This is a genomic window from Bradyrhizobium sp. USDA 3240, from assembly GCF_054063295.1.
Window position 1 is genome coordinate 7,531,280 of record NZ_JBSSGD010000002.1, and the last position, 25,211, is coordinate 7,556,490.

At 64.7% G+C, this 25,211-nt stretch carries 24 protein-coding genes and 1 pseudogene; 17 read left to right on the forward strand and 8 right to left on the reverse strand.

Features of this window, described 5'->3' with window-relative positions; genetic code table 11:
• Nucleotides 1–2: 2 nt before the first annotated feature.
• The 9 genes and pseudogenes from fba to ACVIGA_RS36060 all read left to right on the forward strand — a co-directional run bounded on the left by fba (nt 3) and on the right by ACVIGA_RS36060 (nt 10,168).
• Nucleotides 3–1,085: a class II fructose-bisphosphate aldolase gene (fba, locus tag ACVIGA_RS36020; RefSeq protein WP_456669743.1), complete on the forward strand. Its 1,083-nt coding sequence runs from the start codon at nt 3–5 to the stop codon at nt 1,083–1,085.
• A 34-nt stretch (nt 1,086–1,119) separates the two neighbouring features.
• Nucleotides 1,120–2,584 (forward strand): annotated as a pseudogene (locus ACVIGA_RS36025) (form I ribulose bisphosphate carboxylase large subunit).
• A 12-nt stretch (nt 2,585–2,596) separates the two neighbouring features.
• Complete coding sequence (locus tag ACVIGA_RS36030; RefSeq protein ID WP_223968499.1) at nt 2,597–3,022, forward strand: ribulose bisphosphate carboxylase small subunit; 426 nt, start codon at nt 2,597–2,599, stop codon at nt 3,020–3,022.
• 110 nt (nt 3,023–3,132) lie between these two features.
• Entirely contained in the window at nt 3,133–4,059 is a 927-nt protein-coding gene (cbbX, locus tag ACVIGA_RS36035; RefSeq protein WP_456669744.1) for a CbbX protein, read from the forward strand.
• The gene (locus tag ACVIGA_RS36040) at nt 4,059–4,775 is read left to right on the forward strand and encodes an HAD-IA family hydrolase (protein WP_456669745.1); all 717 of its coding nucleotides are present in this window, start codon (nt 4,059–4,061) and stop codon (nt 4,773–4,775) included. The genes cbbX and ACVIGA_RS36040 overlap by 1 nt, the downstream gene beginning before the upstream one ends.
• Nucleotides 4,776–5,378: 603 nt before the next feature.
• A complete protein-coding gene (chvE, locus tag ACVIGA_RS36045; RefSeq protein WP_456669746.1) occupies nt 5,379–6,452 on the forward strand; it encodes a multiple monosaccharide ABC transporter substrate-binding protein in 1,074 nt (357 codons plus the stop codon).
• A 57-nt stretch (nt 6,453–6,509) separates the two neighbouring features.
• A complete protein-coding gene (gene mmsA / locus ACVIGA_RS36050) occupies nt 6,510–8,090 on the forward strand; it encodes a multiple monosaccharide ABC transporter ATP-binding protein (protein ID WP_456669747.1) in 1,581 nt (526 codons plus the stop codon).
• The gene (gene mmsB / locus ACVIGA_RS36055; protein ID WP_375780089.1) at nt 8,087–9,277 is read left to right on the forward strand and encodes a multiple monosaccharide ABC transporter permease; all 1,191 of its coding nucleotides are present in this window, start codon (nt 8,087–8,089) and stop codon (nt 9,275–9,277) included. The genes mmsA and mmsB overlap by 4 nt, the downstream gene beginning before the upstream one ends.
• 57 nt (nt 9,278–9,334) lie before the next feature.
• On the forward strand, nt 9,335–10,168 hold the full coding sequence (locus ACVIGA_RS36060; RefSeq protein ID WP_456669748.1) for an inositol monophosphatase family protein: 834 nt from the start codon (nt 9,335–9,337) through the stop codon (nt 10,166–10,168).
• A 411-nt stretch (nt 10,169–10,579) separates the two neighbouring features.
• Here the strand turns inward: ACVIGA_RS36060 and ACVIGA_RS36065 are convergent, their stop codons facing one another.
• Nucleotides 10,580–11,806 carry an ABC transporter substrate-binding protein gene (locus tag ACVIGA_RS36065; RefSeq protein ID WP_456669749.1) on the reverse strand — a complete coding sequence of 409 codons (1,227 nt, stop codon included), beginning with the start codon at nt 11,804–11,806 and terminating at the stop codon, nt 10,580–10,582.
• Between the two features lie 183 nt (nt 11,807–11,989).
• Here ACVIGA_RS36065 and ACVIGA_RS36070 point away from each other — a divergent pair, with 183 nt between their 5' ends.
• Together ACVIGA_RS36070 and ACVIGA_RS36075 are read left to right on the forward strand one after the other, a co-directional pair.
• Nucleotides 11,990–13,621, forward strand: a complete 1,632-nt coding sequence (locus tag ACVIGA_RS36070) for a flavin-containing monooxygenase (RefSeq protein WP_456669750.1) — start codon at nt 11,990–11,992, stop codon at nt 13,619–13,621.
• Nucleotides 13,622–13,804: 183 nt separating this feature from the next.
• Entirely contained in the window at nt 13,805–14,209 is a 405-nt protein-coding gene (locus tag ACVIGA_RS36075) for a (R)-mandelonitrile lyase (RefSeq protein WP_456670964.1), read from the forward strand.
• An 11-nt stretch (nt 14,210–14,220) separates the two neighbouring features.
• Here ACVIGA_RS36075 and ACVIGA_RS36080 read toward each other — a convergent pair whose 3' ends face one another.
• Together ACVIGA_RS36080 and ACVIGA_RS36085 are read right to left on the reverse strand one after the other, a co-directional pair.
• Nucleotides 14,221–15,267: a LacI family DNA-binding transcriptional regulator gene (locus ACVIGA_RS36080; RefSeq protein ID WP_456669751.1), complete on the reverse strand. Its 1,047-nt coding sequence runs from the start codon at nt 15,265–15,267 to the stop codon at nt 14,221–14,223.
• A gap of 128 nt (nt 15,268–15,395) precedes the next feature.
• Entirely contained in the window at nt 15,396–16,322 is a 927-nt protein-coding gene (locus ACVIGA_RS36085; RefSeq protein ID WP_456669752.1) for a LysR family transcriptional regulator, read from the reverse strand.
• A 131-nt stretch (nt 16,323–16,453) separates the two neighbouring features.
• Between ACVIGA_RS36085 and ACVIGA_RS36090 the strand changes: the two genes are divergently transcribed.
• The 5 genes from ACVIGA_RS36090 to ACVIGA_RS36110 are packed head-to-tail and all read left to right on the forward strand — an operon-like array spanning nt 16,454 to nt 21,636.
• Nucleotides 16,454–17,692 carry a CaiB/BaiF CoA transferase family protein gene (locus tag ACVIGA_RS36090; protein WP_456669753.1) on the forward strand — a complete coding sequence of 413 codons (1,239 nt, stop codon included), beginning with the start codon at nt 16,454–16,456 and terminating at the stop codon, nt 17,690–17,692.
• Between the two features lie 56 nt (nt 17,693–17,748).
• Nucleotides 17,749–18,972: an ABC transporter substrate-binding protein gene (locus ACVIGA_RS36095; RefSeq protein WP_456669754.1), complete on the forward strand. Its 1,224-nt coding sequence runs from the start codon at nt 17,749–17,751 to the stop codon at nt 18,970–18,972.
• Nucleotides 18,973–18,992: 20 nt separating this feature from the next.
• Nucleotides 18,993–19,610, forward strand: a complete 618-nt coding sequence (locus ACVIGA_RS36100) for a DsbA family protein (RefSeq protein ID WP_456669755.1) — start codon at nt 18,993–18,995, stop codon at nt 19,608–19,610.
• An 18-nt stretch (nt 19,611–19,628) separates the two neighbouring features.
• Complete coding sequence (locus ACVIGA_RS36105) at nt 19,629–20,363, forward strand: glutathione S-transferase N-terminal domain-containing protein (protein WP_456669756.1); 735 nt, start codon at nt 19,629–19,631, stop codon at nt 20,361–20,363.
• Nucleotide 20,364: 1 nt separating this feature from the next.
• On the forward strand, nt 20,365–21,636 hold the full coding sequence (locus tag ACVIGA_RS36110; RefSeq protein ID WP_456669757.1) for a CaiB/BaiF CoA transferase family protein: 1,272 nt from the start codon (nt 20,365–20,367) through the stop codon (nt 21,634–21,636).
• Nucleotides 21,637–21,661: 25 nt separating this feature from the next.
• On the opposite strand, the gene ACVIGA_RS36115 is transcribed toward ACVIGA_RS36110, so the two are convergent.
• The 5 genes from ACVIGA_RS36115 to cobU are packed head-to-tail and all read right to left on the reverse strand — an operon-like array spanning nt 21,662 to nt 24,109.
• Nucleotides 21,662–22,399 carry a CbtA family protein gene (locus tag ACVIGA_RS36115; RefSeq protein WP_456669758.1) on the reverse strand — a complete coding sequence of 246 codons (738 nt, stop codon included), beginning with the start codon at nt 22,397–22,399 and terminating at the stop codon, nt 21,662–21,664.
• A 10-nt stretch (nt 22,400–22,409) separates the two neighbouring features.
• Complete coding sequence (locus ACVIGA_RS36120; protein ID WP_223968828.1) at nt 22,410–22,589, reverse strand: CbtB domain-containing protein; 180 nt, start codon at nt 22,587–22,589, stop codon at nt 22,410–22,412.
• A gap of 29 nt (nt 22,590–22,618) precedes the next feature.
• The gene (locus ACVIGA_RS36125; RefSeq protein ID WP_456669759.1) at nt 22,619–22,963 is read right to left on the reverse strand and encodes a hypothetical protein; all 345 of its coding nucleotides are present in this window, start codon (nt 22,961–22,963) and stop codon (nt 22,619–22,621) included.
• A complete protein-coding gene (gene bluB, locus ACVIGA_RS36130; RefSeq protein WP_456670965.1) occupies nt 22,941–23,573 on the reverse strand; it encodes a 5,6-dimethylbenzimidazole synthase in 633 nt (210 codons plus the stop codon). The genes ACVIGA_RS36125 and bluB overlap by 23 nt, the downstream gene beginning before the upstream one ends.
• Before the next feature lie 32 nt (nt 23,574–23,605).
• Nucleotides 23,606–24,109 (reverse strand): bifunctional adenosylcobinamide kinase/adenosylcobinamide-phosphate guanylyltransferase, encoded by a 504-nt coding sequence (gene cobU, locus ACVIGA_RS36135; protein WP_456669760.1) that lies wholly within the window; start codon nt 24,107–24,109, stop codon nt 23,606–23,608.
• Between the two features lie 149 nt (nt 24,110–24,258).
• Here cobU and cbiB point away from each other — a divergent pair, with 149 nt between their 5' ends.
• Nucleotides 24,259–25,200 carry an adenosylcobinamide-phosphate synthase CbiB gene (cbiB, locus tag ACVIGA_RS36140; protein ID WP_456669761.1) on the forward strand — a complete coding sequence of 314 codons (942 nt, stop codon included), beginning with the start codon at nt 24,259–24,261 and terminating at the stop codon, nt 25,198–25,200.
• Nucleotides 25,201–25,211: the final 11 nt, after the last annotated feature.

The following is a 25,211-nucleotide window of genomic DNA, read 5'->3' on the forward strand; positions in this document are numbered from 1 at the left end:
CCATGGCGCGGATCACACTGAGGCAATTGCTGGACCACGCCGCCGAACGCGGCTACGGCGTGCCGGCTTTCAACATCAACAACATGGAGCAGGGCCTCGCCATCATGGAGGCAGCGGCTTCCTGCGATGCGCCTGTCATCATCCAGGCCTCGCGCGGCGCGCGGTCCTACGCCAACGACATCATGCTGGCGAAGATGATCGATGCGCTGGAGGAGATGTATCCGCAGATCCCGCTTTGCCTGCATCTCGATCACGGCAACGAGGAGGCGACCTGCGCCACCGCGATCCGCTACGGCTTCACCTCCGTCATGATGGACGGCTCGCTCAAGGCCGACGCCAAGACCGCGGCCGACTACGACTACAATGTCGATATCACCCGCCGGGTGGTCGACATGGCGCACTGGGTCGGCGCGTCGGTCGAAGGCGAACTCGGGGTACTCGGCTCGCTCGAGCATGGCGGCGGTGAGCAGGAGGACGGTCACGGCGTCGAAGGCAAGATCAGCCACGATCAACTGCTCACCGACCCCGACCAGGCGGTTGATTTCGTCCGCGCCACCAAGGTCGATGCGCTCGCGATCGCGATGGGCACCTCGCACGGCGCCTACAAGTTCACGCGGCGGCCCGACGGCGAGATCCTGGCGATGCGCGTGGTCGAGGAGATTCACGCGCGCTTGCCCGACACGCATCTGGTGATGCACGGCTCGTCCTCGGTGCCGCAACCGCTGCAGGACATGTTCAACCAGTTCGGCGGCGAGATGCCGCAGACCTGGGGCGTGCCGGTCGAGGAGATCGTCCGCGGCATCAAGCACGGCGTGCGCAAGGTCAACATCGACACCGATTGCCGGCTGGCGATGGCGGCCACCTTCCGCAAGGTCGCCGTGCAGTCGAAGAGCGAGTTCGATCCGCGCAAATTCCTCAAGCCGGCGATGGATGCGCTGCGCGAACTCTGCCGTGACCGTTTCGAGCAATTCGGCACGGCCGGCAATGCCGCCCGGATCAAGGTGGTTGCACTGCCGGAGATGGCCCGACGCTACCGCGCGGGCGCGCTCGATCCGCAGATTGGAAAGATCACCCAGGCCGCCTGAGCAGACGGCGACGAACGACGACAAGGAGATTGAGATGAACATACAGCAGTCGATCACGGTGCGCGGCAAGGATCGCTACAAGTCCGGCGTGATGGAATACAAGCGGATGGGCTATTGGGAGCCGAACTACGAGCCCAAGGACACCGACGTCATCGCCTTGTTCCGCGTCACGCCGCAGGACGGCGTCGATCCGACCGAGGCCTGCGCGGCGGTGGCGGGCGAATCCTCGACCGCGACCTGGACCGTGGTGTGGACCGACCGGCTGACCGCCGCGGAAAAATACCGGGCCAAGTGTTATCGCGTCGATCCGGTGCCGAACTCGCCGGGCAGCTACTTCGCCTATATCGCCTACGACCTCGATTTGTTCGAGCCGGGTTCGATCTCGAACCTGACCGCCTCGATCATCGGCAACGTGTTCGGCTTCAAGCCGCTGAAGGCGCTGCGCCTCGAGGACATGCGGCTGCCGATCGCCTATGTGAAGACGTTCCAGGGCCCGGCGACCGGCATCGTGGTCGAGCGCGAGCGGCTCGACAAGTTCGGCCGTCCCTTGCTCGGCGCCACCGTGAAGCCGAAGCTCGGCCTGTCCGGCCGCAACTACGGCCGCGTTGTCTATGAAGCCTTGAAAGGCGGGCTCGACTTCACCAAGGACGACGAGAAACATCAACTCGCAGCCCTTCATGCACTGGCGCGAGCGCTTCCTGTACTGCATGGAGGCGGTCAACCGCGCGCAGGCCGCGACCGGCGAGATCAAGGGCACCTATCTCAACGTCACCGCCGCGACCATGGAGGACATGTACGAGCGCGCCGAGTTCGCCCACGAGCTCGGTTCCAACATCGTCATGATCGACCTTGTGATCGGCTACACCGCGATCCAGTCGATGGCGAAGTGGGCGCGCAGGAACAACATGATCCTGCATCTGCATCGCGCCGGCCATTCGACCTACACGCGGCAGCGCAGCCATGGCGTCTCGTTCCGCGTGATCGCGAAATGGATGCGATTGGCCGGTGTCGATCACATCCATGCCGGCACGGTGGTCGGCAAGCTCGAGGGCGACCCGAACACCACGCGCGGCTACTACGATATCTGCCGCGAGGACTTCAACCCGATGCAGCTCGAGCATGGCGTGTTCTTCGACCAGAACTGGGCAAGCCTCAACAAGCTGATGCCGGTGGCTTCCGGTGGCATTCATGCCGGCCAGATGCACCAGCTGCTCGACCTGCTCGGCGAGGACGTCGTGCTGCAATTCGGCGGCGGCACGATCGGCCATCCCCGCGGGATCCAGGCCGGCGCCACCGCCAACCGCGTCGCGCTGGAAGCCATGATCCTCGCCCGCAACGAGGGACGCGACTACGTCCATGAAGGGCCGGAGATCCTGGCGAAGGCGGCGCAGACCTGCACGCCGCTGCGCGAGGCGCTCGACGTCTGGAAGGACGTCACCTTCAACTACGAATCGACCGACGCCCCCGATTTCGTTCCCACGCCGAGCATGGCGGTCTGACAGGAGTTTCTCATGCGCGTGACCCAAGGTTGCTTTTCTTTCCTGCCCGATCTCACCGATGAGCAGATCGCCGCGCAGGTGCAATACTGCCTCGACAAGGGCTGGGCGGTGAACATCGAGTTCACCGACGACCCGCATCCCCGCAACACCTATTGGGACATGTGGGGCCTGCCGATGTTCGACCTGCGCGATGCGGCCGGGATCATGAAGGAGCTCGCCGACTGCCGGCGGGTCTATGGCGACCGCTACATCCGGATCTCCGGCTTCGATTCCGGCCATGGCTGGGAGTCGGTGCGGCTGTCCTTCATCGTCAACCGGCCGCGCGAGGAACCCGGCTTCCGGCTCGATCGTGCGGAAGGCACCGGACGCAACCTGCGTTACGCGACGCATTCCTATGCGGCTGGTCGCCCCGAGGGCGAGCGCTACGCCGATCAGTGACCGCGTCCGGCTTGTAAGCCAGGCGGATTGCTCCCTCGACCGTCCTGGTCCGGATGCACTTCTCCGTCGTCGCCGCCGCGGCGACGGAGCCTTTTCGAAGCGAGAGGATGATGACCCAAGCGCAAGAACAGATCCACGAGACGCCGCCCGAGACCATCGACCTCCGGCATGAATTCGCCGGCCTCGGCATAGGTAACGTGCTCGACCAGCTCGATTCCGAATTGATCGGCCTGAAGCCGGTGAAGACCCGCATCCGCGAGATCGCGTCGCTGCTGCTGGTCGAACGCATCAGGCAGAAGATGGCGCTGGCAACGACATTTCCGACCCTGCACATGTCGTTCACCGGCAATCCCGGCACCGGCAAGACCACGGTCGCGCTGCGGATGGCCGGTATCCTGCACAAGCTCGGCTTCGTGCGCCGCGGCCACGTCATCAGCGTCACGCGCGACGATCTCGTCGGGCAATATATCGGTCACACCGCGCCGAAGACGAAAGAAATATTGAAGAAGGCGATGGGCGGCGTGCTGTTCATCGACGAGGCCTACTACCTGTACCGCCCCGAGAACGAGCGCGACTACGGGCAGGAGGCGATCGAGATCCTGCTGCAGATCATGGAAGCGCAGCGTGAGGATCTGGTGGTGATCCTGGCCGGCTACGGCGACCGCATGGAGAAGTTCTTCCAGAGCAATCCGGGGTTCCGCTCCCGCATCGCGCATCACATCGACTTCCCGGACTATTCCGACGGCGAACTGCTCTGGATCGCCGAGCTGATGTTGCAGCAGCAGAATTATCGTTTCTCCCCGGAAGCACGCGAGGCCTTCACCCGGTACATCGGCATCCGCAAGGAACAGCCGCTGTTTTCCAATGCACGCTCGATCCGCAACGCGCTCGACCGCATCCGGCTGCGCCAGGCCAACCGGATCGTGGCCAAGCTCGACCGCACGCTCACGGCCGACGACGTGATGTCGATCGAGGCCGGCGACGTGCTTGCCAGCCGCGTGTTCGCGAAGGCGACCGGCGCGGCGGGCGAGGGGTGATGAACCCGGCGCTCGCAGCGATCCGGAGCGCCGGGATGCGCGACATCATTGCGGGCGCCCGTGCCTTGATCTTCGATGTCGACGGCACGCTCGCCGAGACCGAGGAGGTGCACCGCCGCGCCTTCAATGAGGCGTTCGCCGAGGCTGGCCTCGATTGGTTCTGGGACCAGGTCACCTACGCGCGGCTGCTTCGGGTCGCCGGAGGCAAGGAGCGTATCCGCGCCTTCGATCAGCGGAACGCTGTCCCGTCGCTGACATTCGCCGACATCGCCGACCTGCACAGGATCAAGACCGCGCGCTATGCCGCGCTGATTGCGGCGGGCGGTTGCCCGTTGCGGCCCGGCGTGAGGGCCTGGCTTGCCGGCGCGCGCAGCCGCAGCCAGCGGCTGGCGATCGCCACGACGACTTCGCACGGAAATATCGATGCGCTGCTGTCGGTTGCGTTGGGGCTCGACTGGGCCGATCTGTTCGAGGCTGTTGTCGCCGGCGACGACGTGCCGCGGAAGAAGCCGGCGCCGGACGTCTACGTCGAGGTGCTGGTGCGGCTCAGGCTCGGACCGGCGGATTGCATCGCGGTCGAGGATTCCGGCAACGGCCTCGCCGCCGCCGCTGGGGCCGGCATCCCCGTGGTCATCACCCGCAGCACCTATTTCAGCGACGACGATTTTGCCGGAGCCCTGCTGGTCGTCGATGATCTCTCGGAGATCGACGCCTGAAGGCGGCTGTCGCTGTCGCGCGGCGGTTCGATCAATTTATTCATTCAGTGAAATAAATGGTACTTGCGTCCATCGCATAGTAGAGGCACAATGTCACCAAAGGTTGCGAGAAGCCCCGCCGCACCCCAGCGGTCTGCGGAGCTTGTCAACAATTTCGGGAGACAACGCCCTATGGTCCGCCGACCTCCGGTCAATTTATTCATATGCTTAAATAAATGACCGGCTGGCGCTTGCATCAATATGGTGGGGGCAACGTCCACCAAAGGTTGCCAGAAGCAAGGTGCCGCACCGCCAGAAGTTCTGGCGGAGGCCAGCGCTCGCCAGCGATTCCAGGAGACAGGCGCCCCATGATCCCCACGTCATTCCTGCGCCTGGTTTGTCGCACGACATGAATTGCGGATGAACCCGGCATTGCAGGATCGACTGGTCGTGCGGACATTGGCGCTGTTGACGGGTTCAATCGACATTCCGCAATTTCGGTTCGTGATGGCCCCGACGCCGATCCGATATCGCTGTAGATCTGCGGCCGGCCAACGAATGATAGCCGGCGATTGACGCCGTCCACGGCAAGGGTACCCAACTCAAAAACCAAGGGAGTGAAGCATGTTCAAATTGAAGACCGCCTTGTTCGCGCTCGCGCTGGCCGGCCTTGCCGCGACGGTGTCCGATCGCGACGCCATGGCCCAGGCCAAGCCGACCGTCGGGATCGCGATGCCGACCAAATCCTCGGCGCGCTGGATTGACGACGGCAACAACATCGTCAAGGTGCTGAAGGAACGCGGCTACGGCACCGACCTGCAATATGCCGACGATGACATCCCGAACCAGCTCTCCCAGGTCGAGAACATGGTGACCAAGGGCGCCAAGGTGCTGGTCATCGCGGCGATTGACGGCACCACGCTGTCCGATGCGCTGAAGCAGGCCAAGGCCCAGGGCATCACGGTGATCGCCTATGACCGCCTGATCCGCGACACCCCTAATGTCGACTATTACGCGACCTTCGACAATTTCCAGGTCGGCGTGCTGCAGGCAGGGTCGATCGTGAATGCGCTTGGGCTGAAGGACGGCAAGGGGCCCTTCAACATCGAGCTGTTCGGCGGCTCGCCCGACGACAACAATGCCTATTTCTTCTACGACGGCGCGATGTCGGTGCTGAAGCCCTATATCGACAGCGGCAAGCTTGTGGTCGCGAGCGGCCAGATGGGCATGGGCAAGGTCGCGACCTTGCGCTGGGACGGCGCCACCGCGCAGGCGCGGATGGACAATCTGCTCAGCGCCTTCTACGGCAAGAAGCGCGTCGACGCGGTGCTGTCGCCCTATGACGGCCTGTCGATCGGCATCATCTCCTCGCTGAAGGGGGTCGGCTACGGCAGCAAGGACCAGCCGATGCCGTTCGTCAGCGGCCAGGACGCCGAAGTGCCCTCGATCAAGGCGATGCTGCGCGGCGAGCAATACTCGACCATCTTCAAGGACACCCGCGATCTCGCCAAGGTCACGGCCGACATGGTCGATGCCGTGCTGAGCAAGAAGGAGGTCACCGTCAACGACACCAAGACCTACAACAACGGGGTCAAGGTGGTTCCGTCCTATTTGCTGAAGCCGGTCGTGGTGGATAAGACCAATTGGGAGAAAGTCCTGATTGACAGCGGCTACTACAAGCGCTCGCAATTCGACTAGGGCTGGTGAACGGGGCTGATAGCGCCGAGGCCGAGTGACGTTGCGGGACATGATGCGATGACGGCGATGCTTGAGATGCGTGGCGTCAGCAAGAGCTTTGCCGGGGTGCAGGCATTGCGCGACGTCAGCCTCACCGTGGAAGCCGGGCAGATCCATGCGCTGGTCGGCGAGAACGGTGCGGGCAAGTCGACCCTGATGAAGGTGCTGAGCGGGGTCTATCCCGCCGGCAGCTACGAAGGGTCTATCCTGTTCGACGGCGAGGAGCGCCGGTTCCGCGACATCAACGACTCCGAGGCGCTGGGGATCATCATCATCCACCAGGAGTTGGCGCTGATCCCGCTGATGTCGATCGCCGAAAACATCTTCCTGTCGCGCGCGCCGTCGCGGTTCGGGGTGGTGGACCGCAATGCGGTGTACCGGCGGACGGCAGAGCTGCTGGCGCAGGTCGGCCTGCGGGAATCGCCGGATACGCTGATCACCGATCTCGGCGTCGGCAAGCAGCAGCTGGTCGAGATCGCCAAGGCACTGTCGAAGAAGGTGCGCCTCCTGATCCTGGACGAGCCGACCGCGAGCCTCAACGAGGCCGACAGCGCTGCGCTGCTGGACCGGCTGCTGGTGTTCCGCGAGCAGGGCATCGCCTCGATCCTGATCTCGCACAAGCTGAACGAAGTCGCGCGCGTCGCCGACCGGATCACGGTGCTGCGCGACGGCCGCACCGTCGATAGCATCGATTGCCGAACCGAGCAGGTCGACGAGGACCGCATCATCCGCAGCATGGTCAACCGCGATCTCGCGCATCGCTTCCCGGAGCGAAACGTTGCGATCGGCGATCCCGTGATGACGGTGGAGAACTGGTCGGTCTATCACCCGCTGCACACCGCCCGGCAGGTGATCAAGAACGTCGATTTCAGGGTGCGCCGCGGCGAGGTGGTCGGCATCGCCGGCCTGATGGGCGCCGGCCGCACCGAGTTCGCCATGAGCCTGTTCGGCAGGGCCTGGGGCTACAATATCTCCGGCAGGATCAGCCTTGACGGACGCGAGGCGGACCTCGCCAGCGTGCCGGCTGCGATCCAAGCCGGCCTCGCCTACGTCACCGAGGACCGCAAGCAGCTCGGGTTGATCCTCGCCGACGACGTCCGCAAGAACGTGACGCTGGCGAGCCTTCACCAAGTGTCGGATCGCGGCGTGATCGACGATGTCGTCGAGCTGAAGGCCGCGAGCGATTATCGCAACCGGATGCGGATCCGCTGTTCCGACGTCTATCAGGAGGCCGGACAGCTCTCGGGCGGCAACCAGCAGAAGGTGGTGCTGTCGAAATGGCTGATGACCGATCCACAGGTGCTGCTGCTGGACGAGCCGACCCGCGGCATCGACGTCGGGGCAAAGTACGAGATTTATTGTATCATCAACGAGCTCGCGGACGCCGGCAAAGGCGTCGTGGTGATCTCGTCGGAAATGCCGGAATTGCTCGGCATCTGCGACCGGATCTGCGTGATGAATGACGGCGCCTTTGTCGGCGAGTTCGCGAGAGGCGACGCGACGCAGGAGAAGATCATGCGCGCCATCATGCGCAATGTCAGGATGTCCGGGAACGGCGCCCCTGCCAGTGAGGCGCGGGCGGGAGGCGGAGCACAATGACCGACAAGACGGTATCACTTCCCGAGACTCCGAAGCATTCCGGCTTCATCAAGAACAATCTGCGCAACTACGGCATGCTGCTGTCGCTGCTCGCGATCATGCTGTTCTTCGAGATCGTCACCGACGGCACGCTGTTGCAGCCGGTCAATCTCACCAACCTCGTGCTGCAGAACAGCTATATCGTGATCATGGCGCTCGGCATGCTGCTCGTGATCGTCACCGGGCATATCGACCTGTCGGTCGGCTCGGTCGCGGGATTCGTCGGCGCGGTCGCGGCGGTGCTGATGGTGACCTACCATGTCGACTACCCGACCGCCTTCATCGTCTGTCTTCTGGTCGGTGCCGCGATCGGCGCGGCGCAGGGCTACTGGGTCGCCTATTTCAAGATTCCGTCCTTCATCGTGACGCTGGCGGGCATGCTGGTGTTCAAGGGCCTTGCGCTTGCGGTACTCCAGGGCCGGTCGGTTGGGCCGTTTCCGCCGACCTTCCAGAAGCTGTCGTCGGGCTTCATCCCCGAGCTGTTTCCGAGCGCCGGCACGCTCTATCCGACCTCGCTCCTGATCGGCGTCGTACTGGCGTTCGCGATGGTGCTGGCGAGCGCCAAGAGCCGGGCGCGCGAGCAGTCGCACGGCATCGAGGTCGAGCCCTACGCGTTCTTCATCGCCAAGAGCATCGCGCTGGCGGGCGCGGTGCTCTACTTCACCTATCTGATCGCCTCGCATCGCGGCCTGCCGAACGTATTGGTCATCATGACGGTGCTGATCGCGCTGTACGGTTTTGTCACGCGGCGGACCGTGATCGGCCGGCAGATCTATGCGGTTGGCGGCAACGCCAAGGCGGCGAAGCTGTCGGGCGTCAAGACCGAACGGCTGACCTTCTTCACCTTCGTCAACATGGGCGTGTTGGCGGCGCTCGCCGGGCTGGTGTTCGCAGCCCGGCTCAACACTGCGACGCCGAAGGCCGGTCTCGGCTTCGAGCTCGACGTGATCGCCGCCTGCTTCATCGGCGGCGCATCGGCCTATGGCGGCGTCGGCCGGGTCGGCGGCGCGGTGGTCGGCGCCATGATCATGGGCGTGATGAACAACGGCATGTCGATCCTCGGCATCGGCATCGATTATCAGCAGGTGATCAAGGGCCTCGTGCTGCTGGGTGCCGTCTGCATCGATGTCTACAACCAGCGCCGCTGATTGCCGCGCAGTCATGATCCTGCGATAGGATGGCGGTGCAACGCAGGAGAATGCCGCGTGAAACTGTCCCATGCCGATGCGCTGAACATCGGAAACATCCTCGCCGAGGTCGGCCGCACCGAGATCATGCCGCGGTTCCGCCGCGTCCGGGAGATCGAGGTCCGTACCAAGACGTCGGCATTCGACGTGGTGACCGAGGCCGATGAAATTGCCGAGCAGGCGATCTCGGCCGCGCTGCTCCGGGCGTTTCCGAATGCCGTCGTGATCGGCGAGGAAGGCACGGCACGCGATCCGGCCGCGCTCGATCTGGTTGGAACCGCGGAGCTCGCCTTCATCGTCGATCCGATCGACGGCACGCGAAATTTCACCTCGAGCCTGCCGCTGTTCGGCTCCATGGTGGCCGCCACGACGCGCGGCGAGATTGTGTTCGGCGCGATCCATGACCCTGTCTGCAACGACACCGCGTTCGCGCTGCGCGGCGAGGGCGCCTGGCTCGAGATGCCGGACGGCAGGCGGCATGATTTGAAGGTCGCCCCAGCGGTGCCGGTCAAGCAGATGGACGCGGTGGTCGGCGTCAACTTCCTGCCCGAGCCGCTGCGCGCAACTGTCGCCGGCAATCTGTCCAGGCTTGGCGCCAGCGCATGGCTCCGATGCGCCGCGCATGAATACCGCATGGCGGCGTCCGGCCATTGCCATCTCCTGTTCTACAACAAGCTGATGCCGTGGGATCACGCCGCGGGCTGGCTATTGCATCGCGAGGCCGGTGGCTACAGCGCGCATTTCGACGGATCGCCATACAAGCCGGTCAATCTGACCGGCGGCTTGCTCTGCGCGCCCGACGAAGCGAGCTGGCATGCGGCACAGCAGGCGATCCTGACGCCGTCCGGGTAGAGGCGGGTGTGCGAGTTCCGATTCAACTGTCAAACAGCTTGTTCGGTGTCATCACCCGCGCAAGCGGGTGATCCAGTATTCCAGAGGCGTCAATGCTTGAGCGGAGGGGCTGCGGCGTATCTGATGTACACATTCGCGTGCATGACATCGGAGAGCATGCACGCACGGCTCCTTCCACAGGTCGTCCTGGCATAAGCCTAGACCCATAACCATTGCATTCAGTGATGAGCGGGAGAGCGGCCTCAGCGTCGCGCAACAATGGAGATTCGGGATAATGGGTCCTGGCTTTCGCCGGGACGACACTCAACTTGTTGTAAGACCCGTGAACTCGGATCCGCGTTCTCGCGACGTGATCCGCCCGAGCTTTGCGTCTCGTCCCACCCTCTGACTGAACAGAGCGCGCGCACGGCCTTATTCGCTGCCGACCTCGCCGGTGATGATGTTGCCGAACAGCTTCCAGCTCTCGCCTTCGAACCGCATCAGCTGCGACTGCTCGATCGGGCGGAAGTCCGTCGCGCTGGTGTTGATTCTGATCCCGGGCAGGATCATCTTCGGCGCAAAGTCCTTCAGGCCGGCGGCCTGCTTCATCACGTTCTCGCGTGTGAGATCGTCGCCGCACTGCTTGAGCACCTGCGCGAGCGTTTGCGCGGCGGCGTAGCCATAGACGTGATTGCCGTTGGTCTTGTCGCCATCGGGCATGTACTTGTCCATGAACGCCCGCCATTCCCTGGTTTCGGGATCGTCGTTCCAGATCGTGTCGGTCGGATCCTTGAGGTAGGCGACCGAGATGATGCCCTGCGAATGCTCGATGCCGGCGGCGCGCATCACAGAGGCGACCGACGTCGCCGTCGAGGTCAGGAAGAAGGTCGGCTTCCAGCCGAGCTCGGCGACCTTCTTGATGGTCTGCGCCGCGCCCTTCGGCGCCGCCCAGGTGAACAGGATGTCGGCGCCGGAGGCACGCAGCGCCACCATCTGCGAGTCCAGCGTCGGATCGGTCAGCTCGTAGGACTTGTCCGCGACGATCATGCTGCTCGCCTTGCCGCCGAGGCCGTCGCGCAGCCCCTTGAGCGCATCCTTGCCGGCATCGTCGTTCTGCCAGAGAACCGCGATCCTGCCGTTCGGGAATTTGTCGAGGATGTATCTGGCGTAGATCCGTCCTTCGCTCTGGTAGTTCGGCTGCCAGCCCATCGTCCAGGGAAAGCCCTGGGGATCGCCGAAGCGCGTCGCGCCCGATGCGATGAAGAGGTGGGGGACCTTCTTGGCGTTCAAATATTTCTGGATCGCAACATTGGGCGCGGTGCCGAGCGGCTGGAACACCAGCAGCACCTCGTCGCCCTCGACCAGCTTGCGCGCCTGCTCGACCGATTTCGGCGGCGAGAAGCCGTCGTCATAGCTGACGAAGTTGATCTTGCGTCCGTTGATGCCGCCTTGGTCGTTGATCATCTTGAAATAGGCCGCCTCGGTCCTGCCGATCGCGCCGTAGGCCGAAGCAGGACCGCTATAGGGCATGATGTTGCCGATCTTGATTTCGGTATCGGAGACCCCCGGGCCGTAGTTCTTCTGCGCCAGCGCCGGCGACAGCGCGCCGATCGTTACCGCGGCCGCCAGGCACGCACGAAGACAGAATCCGTCCAACATCCCTCAGTCACTCCCTGATTGTCCGCTGAACGCCGTGTGGCGTGCGCGCGGTTCCCCCGGTCGACGGCCGGTGCGTTGACGCTCGGCGACAATTATCGTATGCGCTTCCAGTCTGGAAACGTTTCCAGACTAGCGCGCGTTCCCACCGATGGCAATATTCCTGCGGCCGGAGAGATGTGACAAATGAGCAGACTGGAGCAGACGAGCCCGGACCATGGCGCGAGGCCGCCGCTGGTCGCCGAATGCGATGCGGTCGTGGTCGGTGCCGGCTTCGGCGGACTGTATGCGATCTACCGGTTGCGTGAGCTCGGGCTGAAAGTGATCGGCATCGAGGCGGCGTCCGACGTCGGTGGCACCTGGTACTGGAATCGCTATCCGGGCGCGCGCTGCGACATCCCGAGCCTGTTCTATTCCTACACCTGGTCGGAGGAGCTGCGGCAGGAATGGCGCTGGAGTGAGAAGTACGCCGCCCAGCCGGAGATCCTGCGCTACGCGCAGCGCGTCGCCGACCGATTCGATCTGCGCTCCCTGATCCGCTTCGACACCCGCGTGACTGATGCCGATTGGGACGAGGCCGGCGAGAGCTGGACATTGCGCACCGATCGCGGCGATTGCATCGTCGCATCGACTTGCGTGATGGCGACCGGCAATCTCTCGGTGCCCAACAAGCCCAAGCTCGCGGGCCTCGAACGCTTTGGCGGACCGGTCTATCACACCGGGCAGTGGCCGCATCAGGAGATCGACTTTTCCGGCCTGCGCGTTGCTGTGATCGGCACCGGCTCGTCGGGCGTGCAGACGATCCCGATGGTCGCAAAGGCTGCGAGCCGACTGACCGTGTTTCAGCGCACGCCGAATTATTCGGTACCGGCACGCAATGCGCCGTTGTCCGAGGTCGACATCACAGCCGCCGAGCCGGTGATCGCGAAATATCGCGAGAGCCTCGAGACACCGGAGTTCGGGCGGGTCCCTGCGAATGCCTTCGACGCACCGGTGCCCGAGCGGGACGCGCAATGGGCGCGCTATGAACAGCTTTGGGAGCAGGGCGGCGGCGGCATCCTCACCGCATTCCCGAACATCCTGACCGATGCGGCCGTCAACGACGTCGCCTGCGATTTCGTGTGCGACAAGATCCGCGGCATCGTGCACGACGGGGCGACGGCGGAGGCGCTGTCACCGAAGGATTATCCGCTCGGCGTCAAGCGCATCTGCATCGATACCGGGTATTTCGCGACCTATAATCTGCCGCATGTCGAGCTGGTCGATTTGCGCACGGAGCCGCTGGAGACCGTCACCGAGACCGGCGTCGAGACCGCGACGCGGTCGTTCGCGCTGGATGCGCTGGTGCTGGCGACGGGCTATGACGCGATGACCGGGGCGCTCGCCGCGATGCAAATTCGCGGGCGGGACGGCGCGACGTTGAAGGAGGCCTGGGCCGACGGACCCAGCGCCTATCTCGGCCTGATGGTGACAGGCTTTCCGAACCTGTTCGTCGTGACCGGACCGGGCAGCCCTTCTGTCATCGGCAATGTGATCCACGCCTGCGAGAACCATGTCGAGTGGATCGCGGCCTGCCTCGACAGCATGCGCGCCAAGGGATTAACGCGGATCGAGCCGGAACGCGACGCCGAGCGGGCCTGGATGGCGCATGTCGCCGATGCTGCCAGCCGCACGCTCTATCCGAAGGCCAATTCCTGGTACCAGGGCGCCAACATCGCGGGCAAGCCGCGGGTGTTCATGCCCTACGTCGGCCAGGGTTACCGCCACCGCATCGCGCAGATCGCGCAGCGCGGCTATGAAGGGTTTGTGCTCCGCTGAGGCAGTGTCGCGCTCCGTCATTGCGAGCGCAGCGAAGCAATCCATCGCGCAGCATATGCGGGACGATGGATTGCCTCGTCGCTTCAGCGCAAAAATTGCCTTGCAATTTTGTCGCGAGCTCCTCGCAATGACGAGGCTCTGGAACCGTTTCCAGCTTAGAAAGACGAGAGGATCACAGATGGAATCAAGCGTGCAGGATCGATCGCAAGCCGGCGCGGCAACGCCGATTGGTTCAGCGGCACGGTATGGGCTGATGCGATCGTCAATGCGCCCGCGCCGGCCCGGATGCAGGCGGCACGCGTCACCTTCGAGCCGGGGGCGCGTACGGCGTGGCACACCCATCCGCTCGGCCAGACGCTCTACGTCACCGCCGGCGTCGGATATGTGCAGAGCTGGGACGGCCCGATCCGCGTGATCCGTCCGGGTGACGTGGTATGGATTCCGCCCGGCGAGAAACACTGGCACGGCGCGGCGCCAACCACGGGCATGAGCCATATCGCGATTCACGAGGCGCTCGATGGCGACTACGCGACCTGGATGGAGCACGTCTCCGACGCGCAGTATGCGGCCGCACCGCAGGCCGATTGATCGGCGCAGCGTTACTTCCGGCCGTGCGCGGGCGTTGCCGGCGCGGCGCAGGAATGCCGCAGGATGAGCCGCGTCGGCAGGAACACGGGGGCGCTGCTGCCGGTCTTGTCGGGTTCGCGGATCTGCTCCAGCAGCAGCCGCGCGGCGGTGCGGCCGACCTCGTTCATGTCCCAGCTCAACGCCGAGATCGCGGGCGTCGCATGGCGTGCGAGGTCGGTGTCGCCGCTGCACACGATCGACACGTCCTGCGGATAGCGCAGGCCGTTGCTGGTGATCGCCTCCAGAACCTCGGCCAGCATGCTGGTGCCGAGCGAGATGATCGCGGTCGGTGGCTTTGCCGATTGCAGCAGCTGGCACACCGAGCTGAAGGCGGTGTTGGCGCCCTGCATGTGCGGACGGATCAGGGTCGGGTCGACCTCGATCTTCGCCTCCTGATGCGCCTGCCGGTAGCCCGCGAGCCGCTCCGAGCTCGGCAACACCGCAGCGCTTCCGGTCAGCAGCGCGATCCGGCGATGGCCGAGGCCGATCAGGTAGCGCGTCGCCTCCAGCGCGCCGCCGCGGTGATCGACGCGAACCGGGATGCTATCAGGCACGTCGCGGTCGACGGTGACGCAGGGCAGGTCGAGCATGGCCAGCCCCTTCATGAAATCCTTGTGCGAATTGTCGCCGGCGAACAGCAGCAATCCATCCATCTGGCGCCGCCGCACCGCCGACAGGAACGCTGCCTCGCGCGCCTCCTCGTGCTTGGTCGCCGCCAGCATCAGCAGGAAGCCGGCGCGCTGGAATTCCTCCTCCGCCGCGCTCACCATGCCCGTGTAGTGCGGATTGGAGAAATCGGCCACCATGCAGCCGATCGTGTTGGATGCCCCTGAGCGCAGCGCCTGCGCCGCCTGGTCGGGCTCAAAGCCCAGACGCTTCACCGCGCGCATGATGCGGGCATGCAGTTCCGCGCTGGTATAGATGCCGCCATTGAGCGTGCGGCTGACGCTTGAGACGGAGACGCCGGCCTCGGCCGCGACGTCACGAATCGTCGGTCGTGTCCGTCGCGTCCTGGTCATCGGTGGTCGGGTCCTGTCGGTTCGGCATTGCCGCCGTCAGGCGCGCAGGGTGCAGCGTGCAGCAGACGACATCGCCGAACCTAATCAGGCTCCGCTGCGAATCTCAAATGATTCTTGGGAGTCTTGGGCTATCGCCGTGACGCGCTCAGGAACAGCGGCCTGAAGATATCCAGGAATCCGGTCGCAGCCGGCGTCAGCGGGCGGTTCTTCAGCCGCAGGATCCCGATCTTGCGAACCAGCGGCGGCGACACCAGCCGCTTGACGATCACGCCGCGCGGGGCGCGCGGCGGCACGGCCGAGGCCGGAACGATCGAGATGCCGACATTGGCTGCGACGAAATCGTAGAGCGTGCCGAACTGCTCGACGATCGTGCTGTGCTTGAGCACGATGCCGCTTGCTGTCGCGGCGCTGTCGATCTGCTTGCGCAGGCCCGAGCCGGTCGGGAGCGAGACGAAGGTTTCGTTGCGCAGTTCGCGGAGGCTCAGCGTCGCCTTGTTGCGCAGCGGATGGCGCGAGGGCAGGATCGCGAAGCAGGACTCCTGGACCGCGTCGTCGCTGACGACCTCCTGGCCGAGCGCGGTGACGTTGCCGACGCCGAAGTCGGCGAGGCCGCTGCGGACATCCTCATAGACTTCGCTGCCGAGGCCCTCGCGCAGGTGGATTTCGACGCCGGGATGCGCCTTCCTGTATTTCAGCACGGCCTCCGGCACCACGTGATGCGTGAGTGACAACAGGCAGGAGATGATCAGGCGTCCCTTGATCTGCTCGCCGAGCGCGCGGGCGTTATCGACCTGGGCGCCGAGATCGGCGAGCAGGCGCTGCGTCGATGCCGTGAATTCGCGGCCCGGTGCGGTCAGGATGACGTTGCGCGTCGATCTGAGGAACAGCGAGACGCCGAGCTGCCGTTCGAGCTGAAGAACGAGGCGGCTCACCGCCGACTGCGTCATGCCGAGGTCGGCGGCGGCCGCGGTGAAGCTGCCATACACCGCGACCGAGTTGGCCGCGCGAAGATGTTTGAGGCTGACTTCGAACCGGCGTGGGCGTCCCTCGCGCATCATTCATTCCATTTTCGCATCAATAATCCGGATCGGAAAATATTTGACCTATATGCCCGCCGCGTCAACGATGAAGACAACGACAGGGCAGCCAGCGGGAAGGGAAATTGCGGATGACGGCGAGCCCGACGATGACGAGGCAAGGCGCGCTGCACGGGGTCCGCGTTCTCGATCTCACGCGGTTCTATTCAGGCCCGTTTGCGACCTTGATGCTGGCGGGCTTCGGCGCAGAGGTCATTCGTATCGATACCCCGGAGCAGGGCGATCCCACCATGACCGGGCCGCCGTTTCTCGGCAAGGACGGCGTCTCGCTCGACCGCAAGCATGACAGCGATCTCGGCCTCGCCTATCTGAAGCGCTGCCGCGACAAGAAGTCGATCACGCTGAACATGCGCACGGCGGAGGGCATGGAGCTGTTCCATGCGCTGCTGCGCAAGTCCGATATCCTGGTCGAGAATCTGCGTCCCGGCGCTGCCGAGCGGCTCGGGATCGACTATGAAGCAAACCGTCAGGTCAACCCCGCGATCGTGCATTGCGCGCTGACCGGCTACGGCTCGACCGGCACCGACCGGCGTCTCAAGGCCTACGATTTGATGATCCAGGCGGCGTCCGGTCTGATGTCGATCACCGGCGCGCCTGACGGCAGCCCAAGCAAGGCCGGCACCGCGCTCGCCGACGGCATCACGGGCGCCTTTGCCGTCTCCGGCATCCTCGCCGCGCTGACCGAGCAGCGCGTGTCGGGACGAGGCCAGTTCGTCGACGTCGCGATGGCCGACTGCCTGCTATCGCTGGTGCTCGACGAGCCCCTGGATTGCTACAAGCAGATGGGGATGGCGCCTCGGCAGGGTAATCGCATCATGCGGTTCTCGCCCTTCAACACCTATGCCACGCGCGACGGCGCGATCGCGCTCGGCGCTGCCACCAATGAGGATTGGCTGGCGCTGCTGGGTGTGATGGACCGGCTCGACCTCGCCGCAGACGCGAAGTTCATGAACACCGGCTGGCGCGTCGCCAACAACACGATCGTCGACGCGATCGTCGCCGAATGGACGCTGGGCCGCACCACGATCGAGGCGATCGAGGCGCTCAATCGCGGCGACGTCGCCGCGAGCCCGATCCGCGACATCGACGACATCCTCGCGTGGGAGCATCTCGGCGCACGCGACATGCTGCAGCCGGTCGTGCATCCGACCGAGCCGCTGGAGCAGCGCGTCATCGGCGCCGGGTTCCCGATCAAGATGGGACGAACGCACAAGGGATACACCGCGCCGGCGCCGACGCTCGGTCAGAACAATCAGGAGATCTATGGCGGCTTGCTCGGCCTCTCGGGGCAACGGATCGACGATCTGACGTCGAGGCGGATCATCTGAAAGCAAAGAAGGCCGGCACATGCATGCCGTCCCAAGCGGGAGCGTCGAGGATAGTCATGGCGAAGAAACGAACAATCACAGCTGCGGCGATCGCGTTGCTGGTCGGCAGCGCGATGCTGACGCCGGTACAGGCTGAGGATGCGCAGCCGGTCAGGATCGGCGTGCTCACCGACATGTCGGGGATGTACCGCGACATCATGGGGCCGGGCTCGGTGCTCGCCGCCAGGATGGCGGTCGAGGATTTCGGCGGCAAGGTGCTGGATCGTCCGATCGAAGTGATCTCGGGCGATCACCAGGCGAAGGCCGACGTGGGCGCTGCGATCGCCCGCAACTGGTTCGACAATGGCGGTGCGGACGTCGTCGTCGACGTGGCGCAATCGGCCGTGGCGCTCGCTGTTCAGGAGCTGGCGCGGACGCGCAACAAGATCGTCATCCACGGCGTGACCGGAAGCCCGGCGATCACCCAGCAGGCCTGCGCAGCGACCGCATTCTCGTGGTCGCTCAACGCCTACGCCATTTCGGCGCCGCTGCCGAAGCCGCTGATCGAGCGTGGGCTCGATACGTTCTTCTTCCTCTCGGCCGACTACTCCTTCGGCAAGGCGATGGAAGACGCTGCGGCGGGTGCGATCAAGGCGGCCGGGGGCAAGGTGCTCGGCTCGGTGCGTTTCCCGCAGAACAATCCGGACTTCAGCTCGTTCCTGCTGCAGGCGGTGGCGTCAAAGGCCAAGGTGATCTGGCTGATCTCCGCTGCAGAGGACACCACCAATGCCCTGAAGCAGGCCAAGGAGTTCGGCATCGCCGAGGGCGGCCAGCACATCGTGGTGCCCCTGACCTACATCACCAATGTGCACGCACTCGGCATTGCCAATGTGCAGGGCCTGACCTTCGCAACCCCGTTCTACTGGGACCGCACCGACGAGACGCGCGCCTGGTCGGAGCGCTTCTTCAGGCAGCATCATGCGATGCCGACCATGGACCAGGCCGCGGTCTACTCGGGAACGCTGCATTATCTCCAGGCCGTCGCTGCCGCCAGGACGCTCGATGGTCTGAAGGTCGCGGACGAGATCCGGAAGCTCCCGGTCAACGACATGTATGTCGAGAACGGTTTTGTGCGCGCTGATGGCTGGCTGATGCATCCGTTCTACATGGCGAGCATCAAGGCCCCCGGCGAGGTCAGGAAGCCCTGGGACTACTACACCATCGAGAAGGTCATTCCGGCATCCGAGGCGGCGCAGCCGCTGTCCGAGAGCCAGTGCCCGCTCGTCGCTCAATCGCAATGACAATCGACAAAGGAGAGACAATGTCCCGCGAAATTCTCAAGATGTATTCGGACTACAAGAGCCCCTATGCCTGGCTGGCATTCGATCCGGTGTTCGAGCTGGAGAAGAAGTTCGACATCAAGGTGCAGTGGCGGCCGTTCCAGCTCCGGATCAAGGGCTCCGGCCAGCGCAGCGTCTATTCGGAATACAAGGTCAAGTATTCCTACATGGATGCACGGCGGTCCGCCAACGAGCGCGGCGACAAGAAGATCATCCGCGGTCCGTTGAAGATCTTCGACACCGCGCCGGCGCTGATCGGCGGGCTGTTCGCGGAAAAGCACGGACGTCTGATCGAATACAGCCGCCTGGTCTATGAGCTGTTCTTCCGCCGCGAGCTCGCGGTCGACGAGGTCGATGCGGTGGAGCGCTTCATCGAATCGCTCGGCATGTCCGGCGCTGAATTCCGCAGCTATCTCGAGGGCGACGGCCGGCGCGAATATGAGGAGGCGCAGCAGGAGAGCCAGGGCGACCACATCTTCGGCGTGCCGATCTGCGTGTTTCGCGGCGAGCAGTTCTGGGGCAACGATCGGGTGCCGATGCTCGAGCGGCGGCTGCAGGAGGCCGGACTGTCGCTGTCGCGCGAAAAGCAGCTGGCTTGAGCCGTGCCGGAGGCTCCGATGATCGATCTTCACTTCGCACCGACGCCGAACGGCTGGAAGATCTCGATCATGCTCGAGGAATGCGGGCTGCCGTACACCGTCGTGCCGGTCAACATCACGCGCGGTGATCAGTTCAGGCCCGAATTCCGAAGGCTCAATCCGAATGGCCGGATCCCTGTCATGATCGACAGGGACCCGCCCGGCGGAGGCGAGCCGCTGACGATCTTCGAGTCGGGAGCGATCTTGCTTTACCTCGCGGAGAAGACCGGCAGGTTCTTTCCGCGCGACCTGCATGGCCGCACCCGCGTGCAGCAATGGCTGATGTGGCAGATGAGCGCGCTCGGGCCGATGCTGGGCCAGAACGGGCACTTCTCGCTCTATGCGCCGGACAAGATTCCCTATGCCGTCGAGCGCTACGGCAACGAGGCGCGGCGTCTCTACGGCGTGCTGAATGATCGGCTCGGCGAAAGCAGCTATGTCGCCGGCGACGACTATTCGATCGCCGATATCGCTTGTCTCCCCTGGGTGATGACCCACAAGGCGCAAGGCTTCACGCTCGACGATGTCCCGCACGTCAGGCGCTGGTTCGCTGAGCTGCGCGCGCGGCCGCTACTCCAGAAGGGGCTGGCGGTCGGGCGGCGTGGCATTCGCAAGGCGCTTGACGAGCAGGCCCGCAGCAATCTGTTCGGAACGAGGCCCGCGGGCGGAGACGCGCCCGCCGGAACTCTTCAATCACAACAACTGGACAATTGAGATGACCCTGCCTCCGAAAATGCTGACCGGTTACCGCGTGCTCGATATCACCCAGTTCGTCGCAGGCCCGACCTGCACGCGGCTGCTGGCCGAGGCCGGCGCTGACGTCATCAAGATCGAGCTCGCGCCATTCGGCGACCGATCGCGCTTCCAGGGCCTGAAACCGCGCGATCCGGCGCACAAGAACACCTCGCAGAGTACGTATTTCTTCCAGCAGAATCATTCGAAGCGCAGCCTGGCGCTCGACTTCAAGCATGGGAAAAGCCGCGAGATCCTGACCCGGCTCGCCGCCAAGGCCGACGTTCTGGTGGAGAACTTTACGCCCGGCGTGATGGAGCGCGCCGGACTTGGTTACGAGACGCTGAGGAAAATCAATCCGCGGCTGGTCATGTGCTCGATCTCATTCGCCGGACAGACCGGGCCGCTGAGCGACAAGCCCGGCTTCGACTACATCGCGCAGGCCTTTGCCGGCATCACCGGGGTGATCGGCGATCCCGATGGCAAGCCGGCGCAGGTGCCGGTGGCAATCGGGGACGCCTCGACCGGCGTTGCCGCAGCGATGGCGGTCGGCTTTGCGCTGCTTCACCGCGAGCGGACCGGAGAAGGCCAGTTCATCGAATCGACGCTGCTGGACACCTACTTCCACATGCACGAGGCAAATGTGCCGAAGGTCTCGCTGCGCGGGGACAGCTTCGTGCCGCAGCGGGAGGGCTCGCTGCACCCGAATGGTGGCCCGGTGGGCGTGTTCGACTGTGGCCGGGGTGAGTTTCTCGTGATCTGCGCACTGGCGCATCAATGGCCGCAAATGGTTCGTGCGCTGGGGCGGCCGGAGCTCGAGAAGGATCCCCGGTTCGAGTCCGCGCGCGCCCGTGCCGACAACAGGGTGCTGGTCGGGGAGATCGTCGAAGCCTGGCTCAAGACGTTTCCGTCACGTGATGCGGCGATCGCCGCGCTGGAGCAGGAGCGGATACCCTGCGCGCCGGTGCTGACACTGAATGACGCCATGGCCCAGCCGCATCTGATCGAGCGCGGTACGGTCCGCCATGTCAGCGATCCCCGGATCGGCCAATTCGCGATCCCGGGCGCGCCGATGCGCTTCTCGGAATGGCCGCAGCGCACCGAGCTGAGGGCCGACCTGCTCGGTGAACACAATGAGGAGATCCTGGGCGAACTCGGGTTGTCCGGGCAGGAGATCGACCAGCTCTATGCCGAGAAAGTGCTGGTGCAGGACAGGGAGTTGCGGGCCGGCAAGCCGCTCAGGCAGGCGAGCTGAGCGGGCACGATATCACGCAGTGGCGTCAGGCCGATGCGGGCCGGTCGAAATAGGCGAACGCGGCGCTGGTCAGGCCGCCGAGCAAGGACCAGAACACCAGGCTGGTCAGTGTGACCGCGACCACGAACTGATGCGACAATGACGAGGGCACGTTGGTCTCGACATGCTCGAGCTCGGGTGCGCCGATCAGATGCGGCAGCATGATCAGGACCACGCCGGCGATCGCGGCCGGCATCGAGCGCCGGAACACGATCAGCCCGAGTCCGGCCGATGTCGACAGCACCGCCGTCACCCACCAGATCTGACGCGACATCAGTGGTGCCGCCGGGACGCCCGGCAGTTCAGGCGGCAGCCCAAGGCCCGGCGCAATCGTGAAAACGGCAAAGCCTGCGAGGCCCCACATCAGGCCTTCGTGCCACGAGATCGGCTCGCCGGTCGCGCCGCTGCGGACTGAAAAGAAGCCGCAAAGCAGCAGCGCAAATCCGATCCCGGTCAGGATGTTCGCTCCCGCGGTATAGAGATTGCGCTCCAGGCCGTCGCGCGGCTCCCACGCCTCGGCGCCATGATCATGATCCGCATGATCGTGGACGAGGATGGCCTGGGGTGGTGCGGCGGCTTCGTGCTTGTGCTCGGCCGCCTTCTCATAGACCTCGGCCTTGAGGATCAGCGGGACGGTGCCGAACTGCTGGACCGCGGCGACGATCAGGCCAACGATGAATCCGGCAATGACCGAGGAGAAGACGATCGAGCGAAACGTGCTCATGCCAGCGGGGTCAGTGGCAGGGGAAGGCGTTGGAGTGGCGCACATCGTGCGCGGCGTTGTGGATCACGTCGATGTGCGAGAAGCCGACCACGCCGACGATGAACAGGCCGAGCGTCATCGCCATCAGGGACTGGGCAAGCCGTCCGACCTGTCGGGCGGCGACCGGCAGATGCGTGACCTGGGATTGCATGACCTGGCTTTGCGCGGCCGGGGACTGGCTCATGGTCGTTCTCCACATTCGATTTGGTCGGCTTCTAGCAGCTTTCGAGCGATGTCGCGACTGGTAAGATGCAGATTTGTTCCAACGGGGATGCGCTTGCGCAGGATCTTGGCGCTCGCTGCAGCCCTGAACGCGCCTTCAAACCGCGCGAAATAACCGATGCAGCCTTCCGGCGTCGGGTCGGCGCCAAGCAGCGTCCGAAACGCGCCCCGGTGCACCGCGCAGATCGCGCCGTGCTCCGGGAGCGGAAAAACCAGGGAGGCGATGTCGGCGCGCCAGTGGGCAGCGCTGTTCGAGGCGCCGCTGCCGGCCGGAGACTGGTCAGCGCCGGATGGTGAATTCATCCGGACCTCGCCGCGATTCCCACTTGGCCTGCTCGAGCTCCGGACGGTCGCATTCCGCCTGGGGGTAACCGATGCAGAGGTAGCCGATGAATTTCCACGTATCAGGTATTTCCAGAATCTCGTGAACGCGGCCTGGATTGAAGATCGAGACCCAGCCGAGCCCGATGCCGTCCGCGCGCGCGGCCAGCCACATCGAACAGATTGCGGCGACCACTGAATATTCCGTTGTCTCCGGCATCGTGGCGCGGCCGAGTCCGGAGCCGATCTGGTCGCTCTTCTCGGCGAACACGGCGAGATGGCCGGGCGCCTCTTCGAGGCCGGATAGTTTCAATGCGGCATATTTCGCCGCACGCTCCCCGGAATAGGATCGCAGCGCGTCGGCGTTGCAGGTCTTGAAGTCCTCGATGACAGCGCGCCGCCGGGCCGCATCGTCGACAATGACGAACCGCCAGGGCTGGCTCAACCCGACCGAAGGCGACAGGCAGGCGATCTCGATCAGCCGCTCGATCGTGCGGTCAGGCAGCGGATCGGTGCGGAAGCGGCGCACGTCGCGCCGCCACACGAAGAGTTCGTGCAGTTGGCGACGAAACGCATCGTCGAACGAGACCATCGCGGAGCCTTTGGCGGGGTCGATCGTGTTGCTCATTTCAGTTTCATCGGCAGGCCCGCAAAGACGAACTCGACCTCGTCCGCAGCGCCGGCAATGCTCTGGTTCATGAGACCTGCGGCGTCGCGGAAGGTCCGCGCCAGTGCGTTGTCAGGCACGATGCCGAGGCCAACCTCGTTGGTGACCATGATGACCGGGCTGCGCTGGCGCGGCAGCGCGTCCGCCAGCCGCGCGACTTCCCGCGACCAGTCGCGCTCCGCGTGCAGCAAGTTCGACAGCCAAAGCGTCAGGCAATCGACCAGCCTTGCGCCGCCGCCATCGGTCTCGGCCAGCACCTCGATGAGGTCGAGCGGCACCTCGCGTTCGATCCAGTCACCGCCGCGCCGCGCGCGATGCCTGGCGATGCGCTCATCCATTTCCGCGTCGAGCGCCTCGGCGGTCGCAACATAGACCGGCTGAGCTGGAAAGCTGAGCGCGCGCAATTCGGCGCGCCGGCTTTTTCCGGACCGGGCTCCGCCGGTGATCAGAATGACGGTCATATGGTCTCCCGTTGCGAACCGGTATCCGCTTCGCCTCGAAAACGCTCTAACCACCAATCGCGGCAAAAGACAAAGCCGAAATCCGTCCCGGAGGGCTTGCACTCGGCCGACGTCTTGCGCATCAGGGGGATCGCGGAGAGGAGAGGTGAGTGGGCTTTGCGGGAGCGATGGCGGTGGCGATGGCTGTGGACGCCTTGATCGGCTGGCCGGATTGGCTGTTTGCCCGCATTGGCCATCCCGTGACCTGGCTCGGTCGGTTGATCCATCTTGTCGATACCGCCTGGAACCGGGCCTCCGATCCACCGGCGTTTCGACGCGCGGCTGGTGTCGCGGCTGCCATCCTGGTGATCGCGCTGGCGACGGCGCTCGGTTGGGCCGTGCAGTCTTTGCTCCCATCCGGATGGGTTCACGTCGTCCTTGTCGGTGTGCTGGCGTGGCCGCTGGTCGCACTGCGCTCGCTGCATGATCATGTGGCGGCGGTGGCACCTCCGCTTGCTTCGGGCGACATCGCGGCCGCGCGTTCCGCGGTAGCACAGATCGTTGGACGCGACCCGGCAACGCTCGACCACGCCGGCATCGCGCGCGCGACGATCGAGAGCCTTGCCGAGAATGCCTCCGACGGCATCGTGGCGCCGGTGTTCTGGGGCGCGCTGTTCGGCCTGCCGGGAATTCTTGGCTATAAGGCGATCAACACGTTGGACTCGATGATCGGCCATCGCACCGAACGGCACGAGGCCTTCGGCTGGGCCGCTGCCCGGATCGACGATCTCGCCAATCTGATTCCGGCACGGCTGACCGGCCTACTGTTCGTGCTGCTCGCGCCGCATCGTTCGCAGGCCTGGTCGTGCATGCTGCGCGATGCGTGGCGCCATCGCTCGCCGAATGCCGGCTGGCCGGAAGCCGCGATGGCCGGCGCGCTCGATGTGCGCCTCAGCGGGCCCCGCATTTATCACGGCAGCATCGCAGATGAGCCCTGGCTGAACGAGGGCGCGCGTGATCCGGCTGCCGCTGATATCCTCACCGGGCTGAAACTCTATCGTTACGCCATGATGCTGCTGGCCGCGGCGTTCGTGGCGCTGGCGCTGGCATGAAGGAGCGGCGC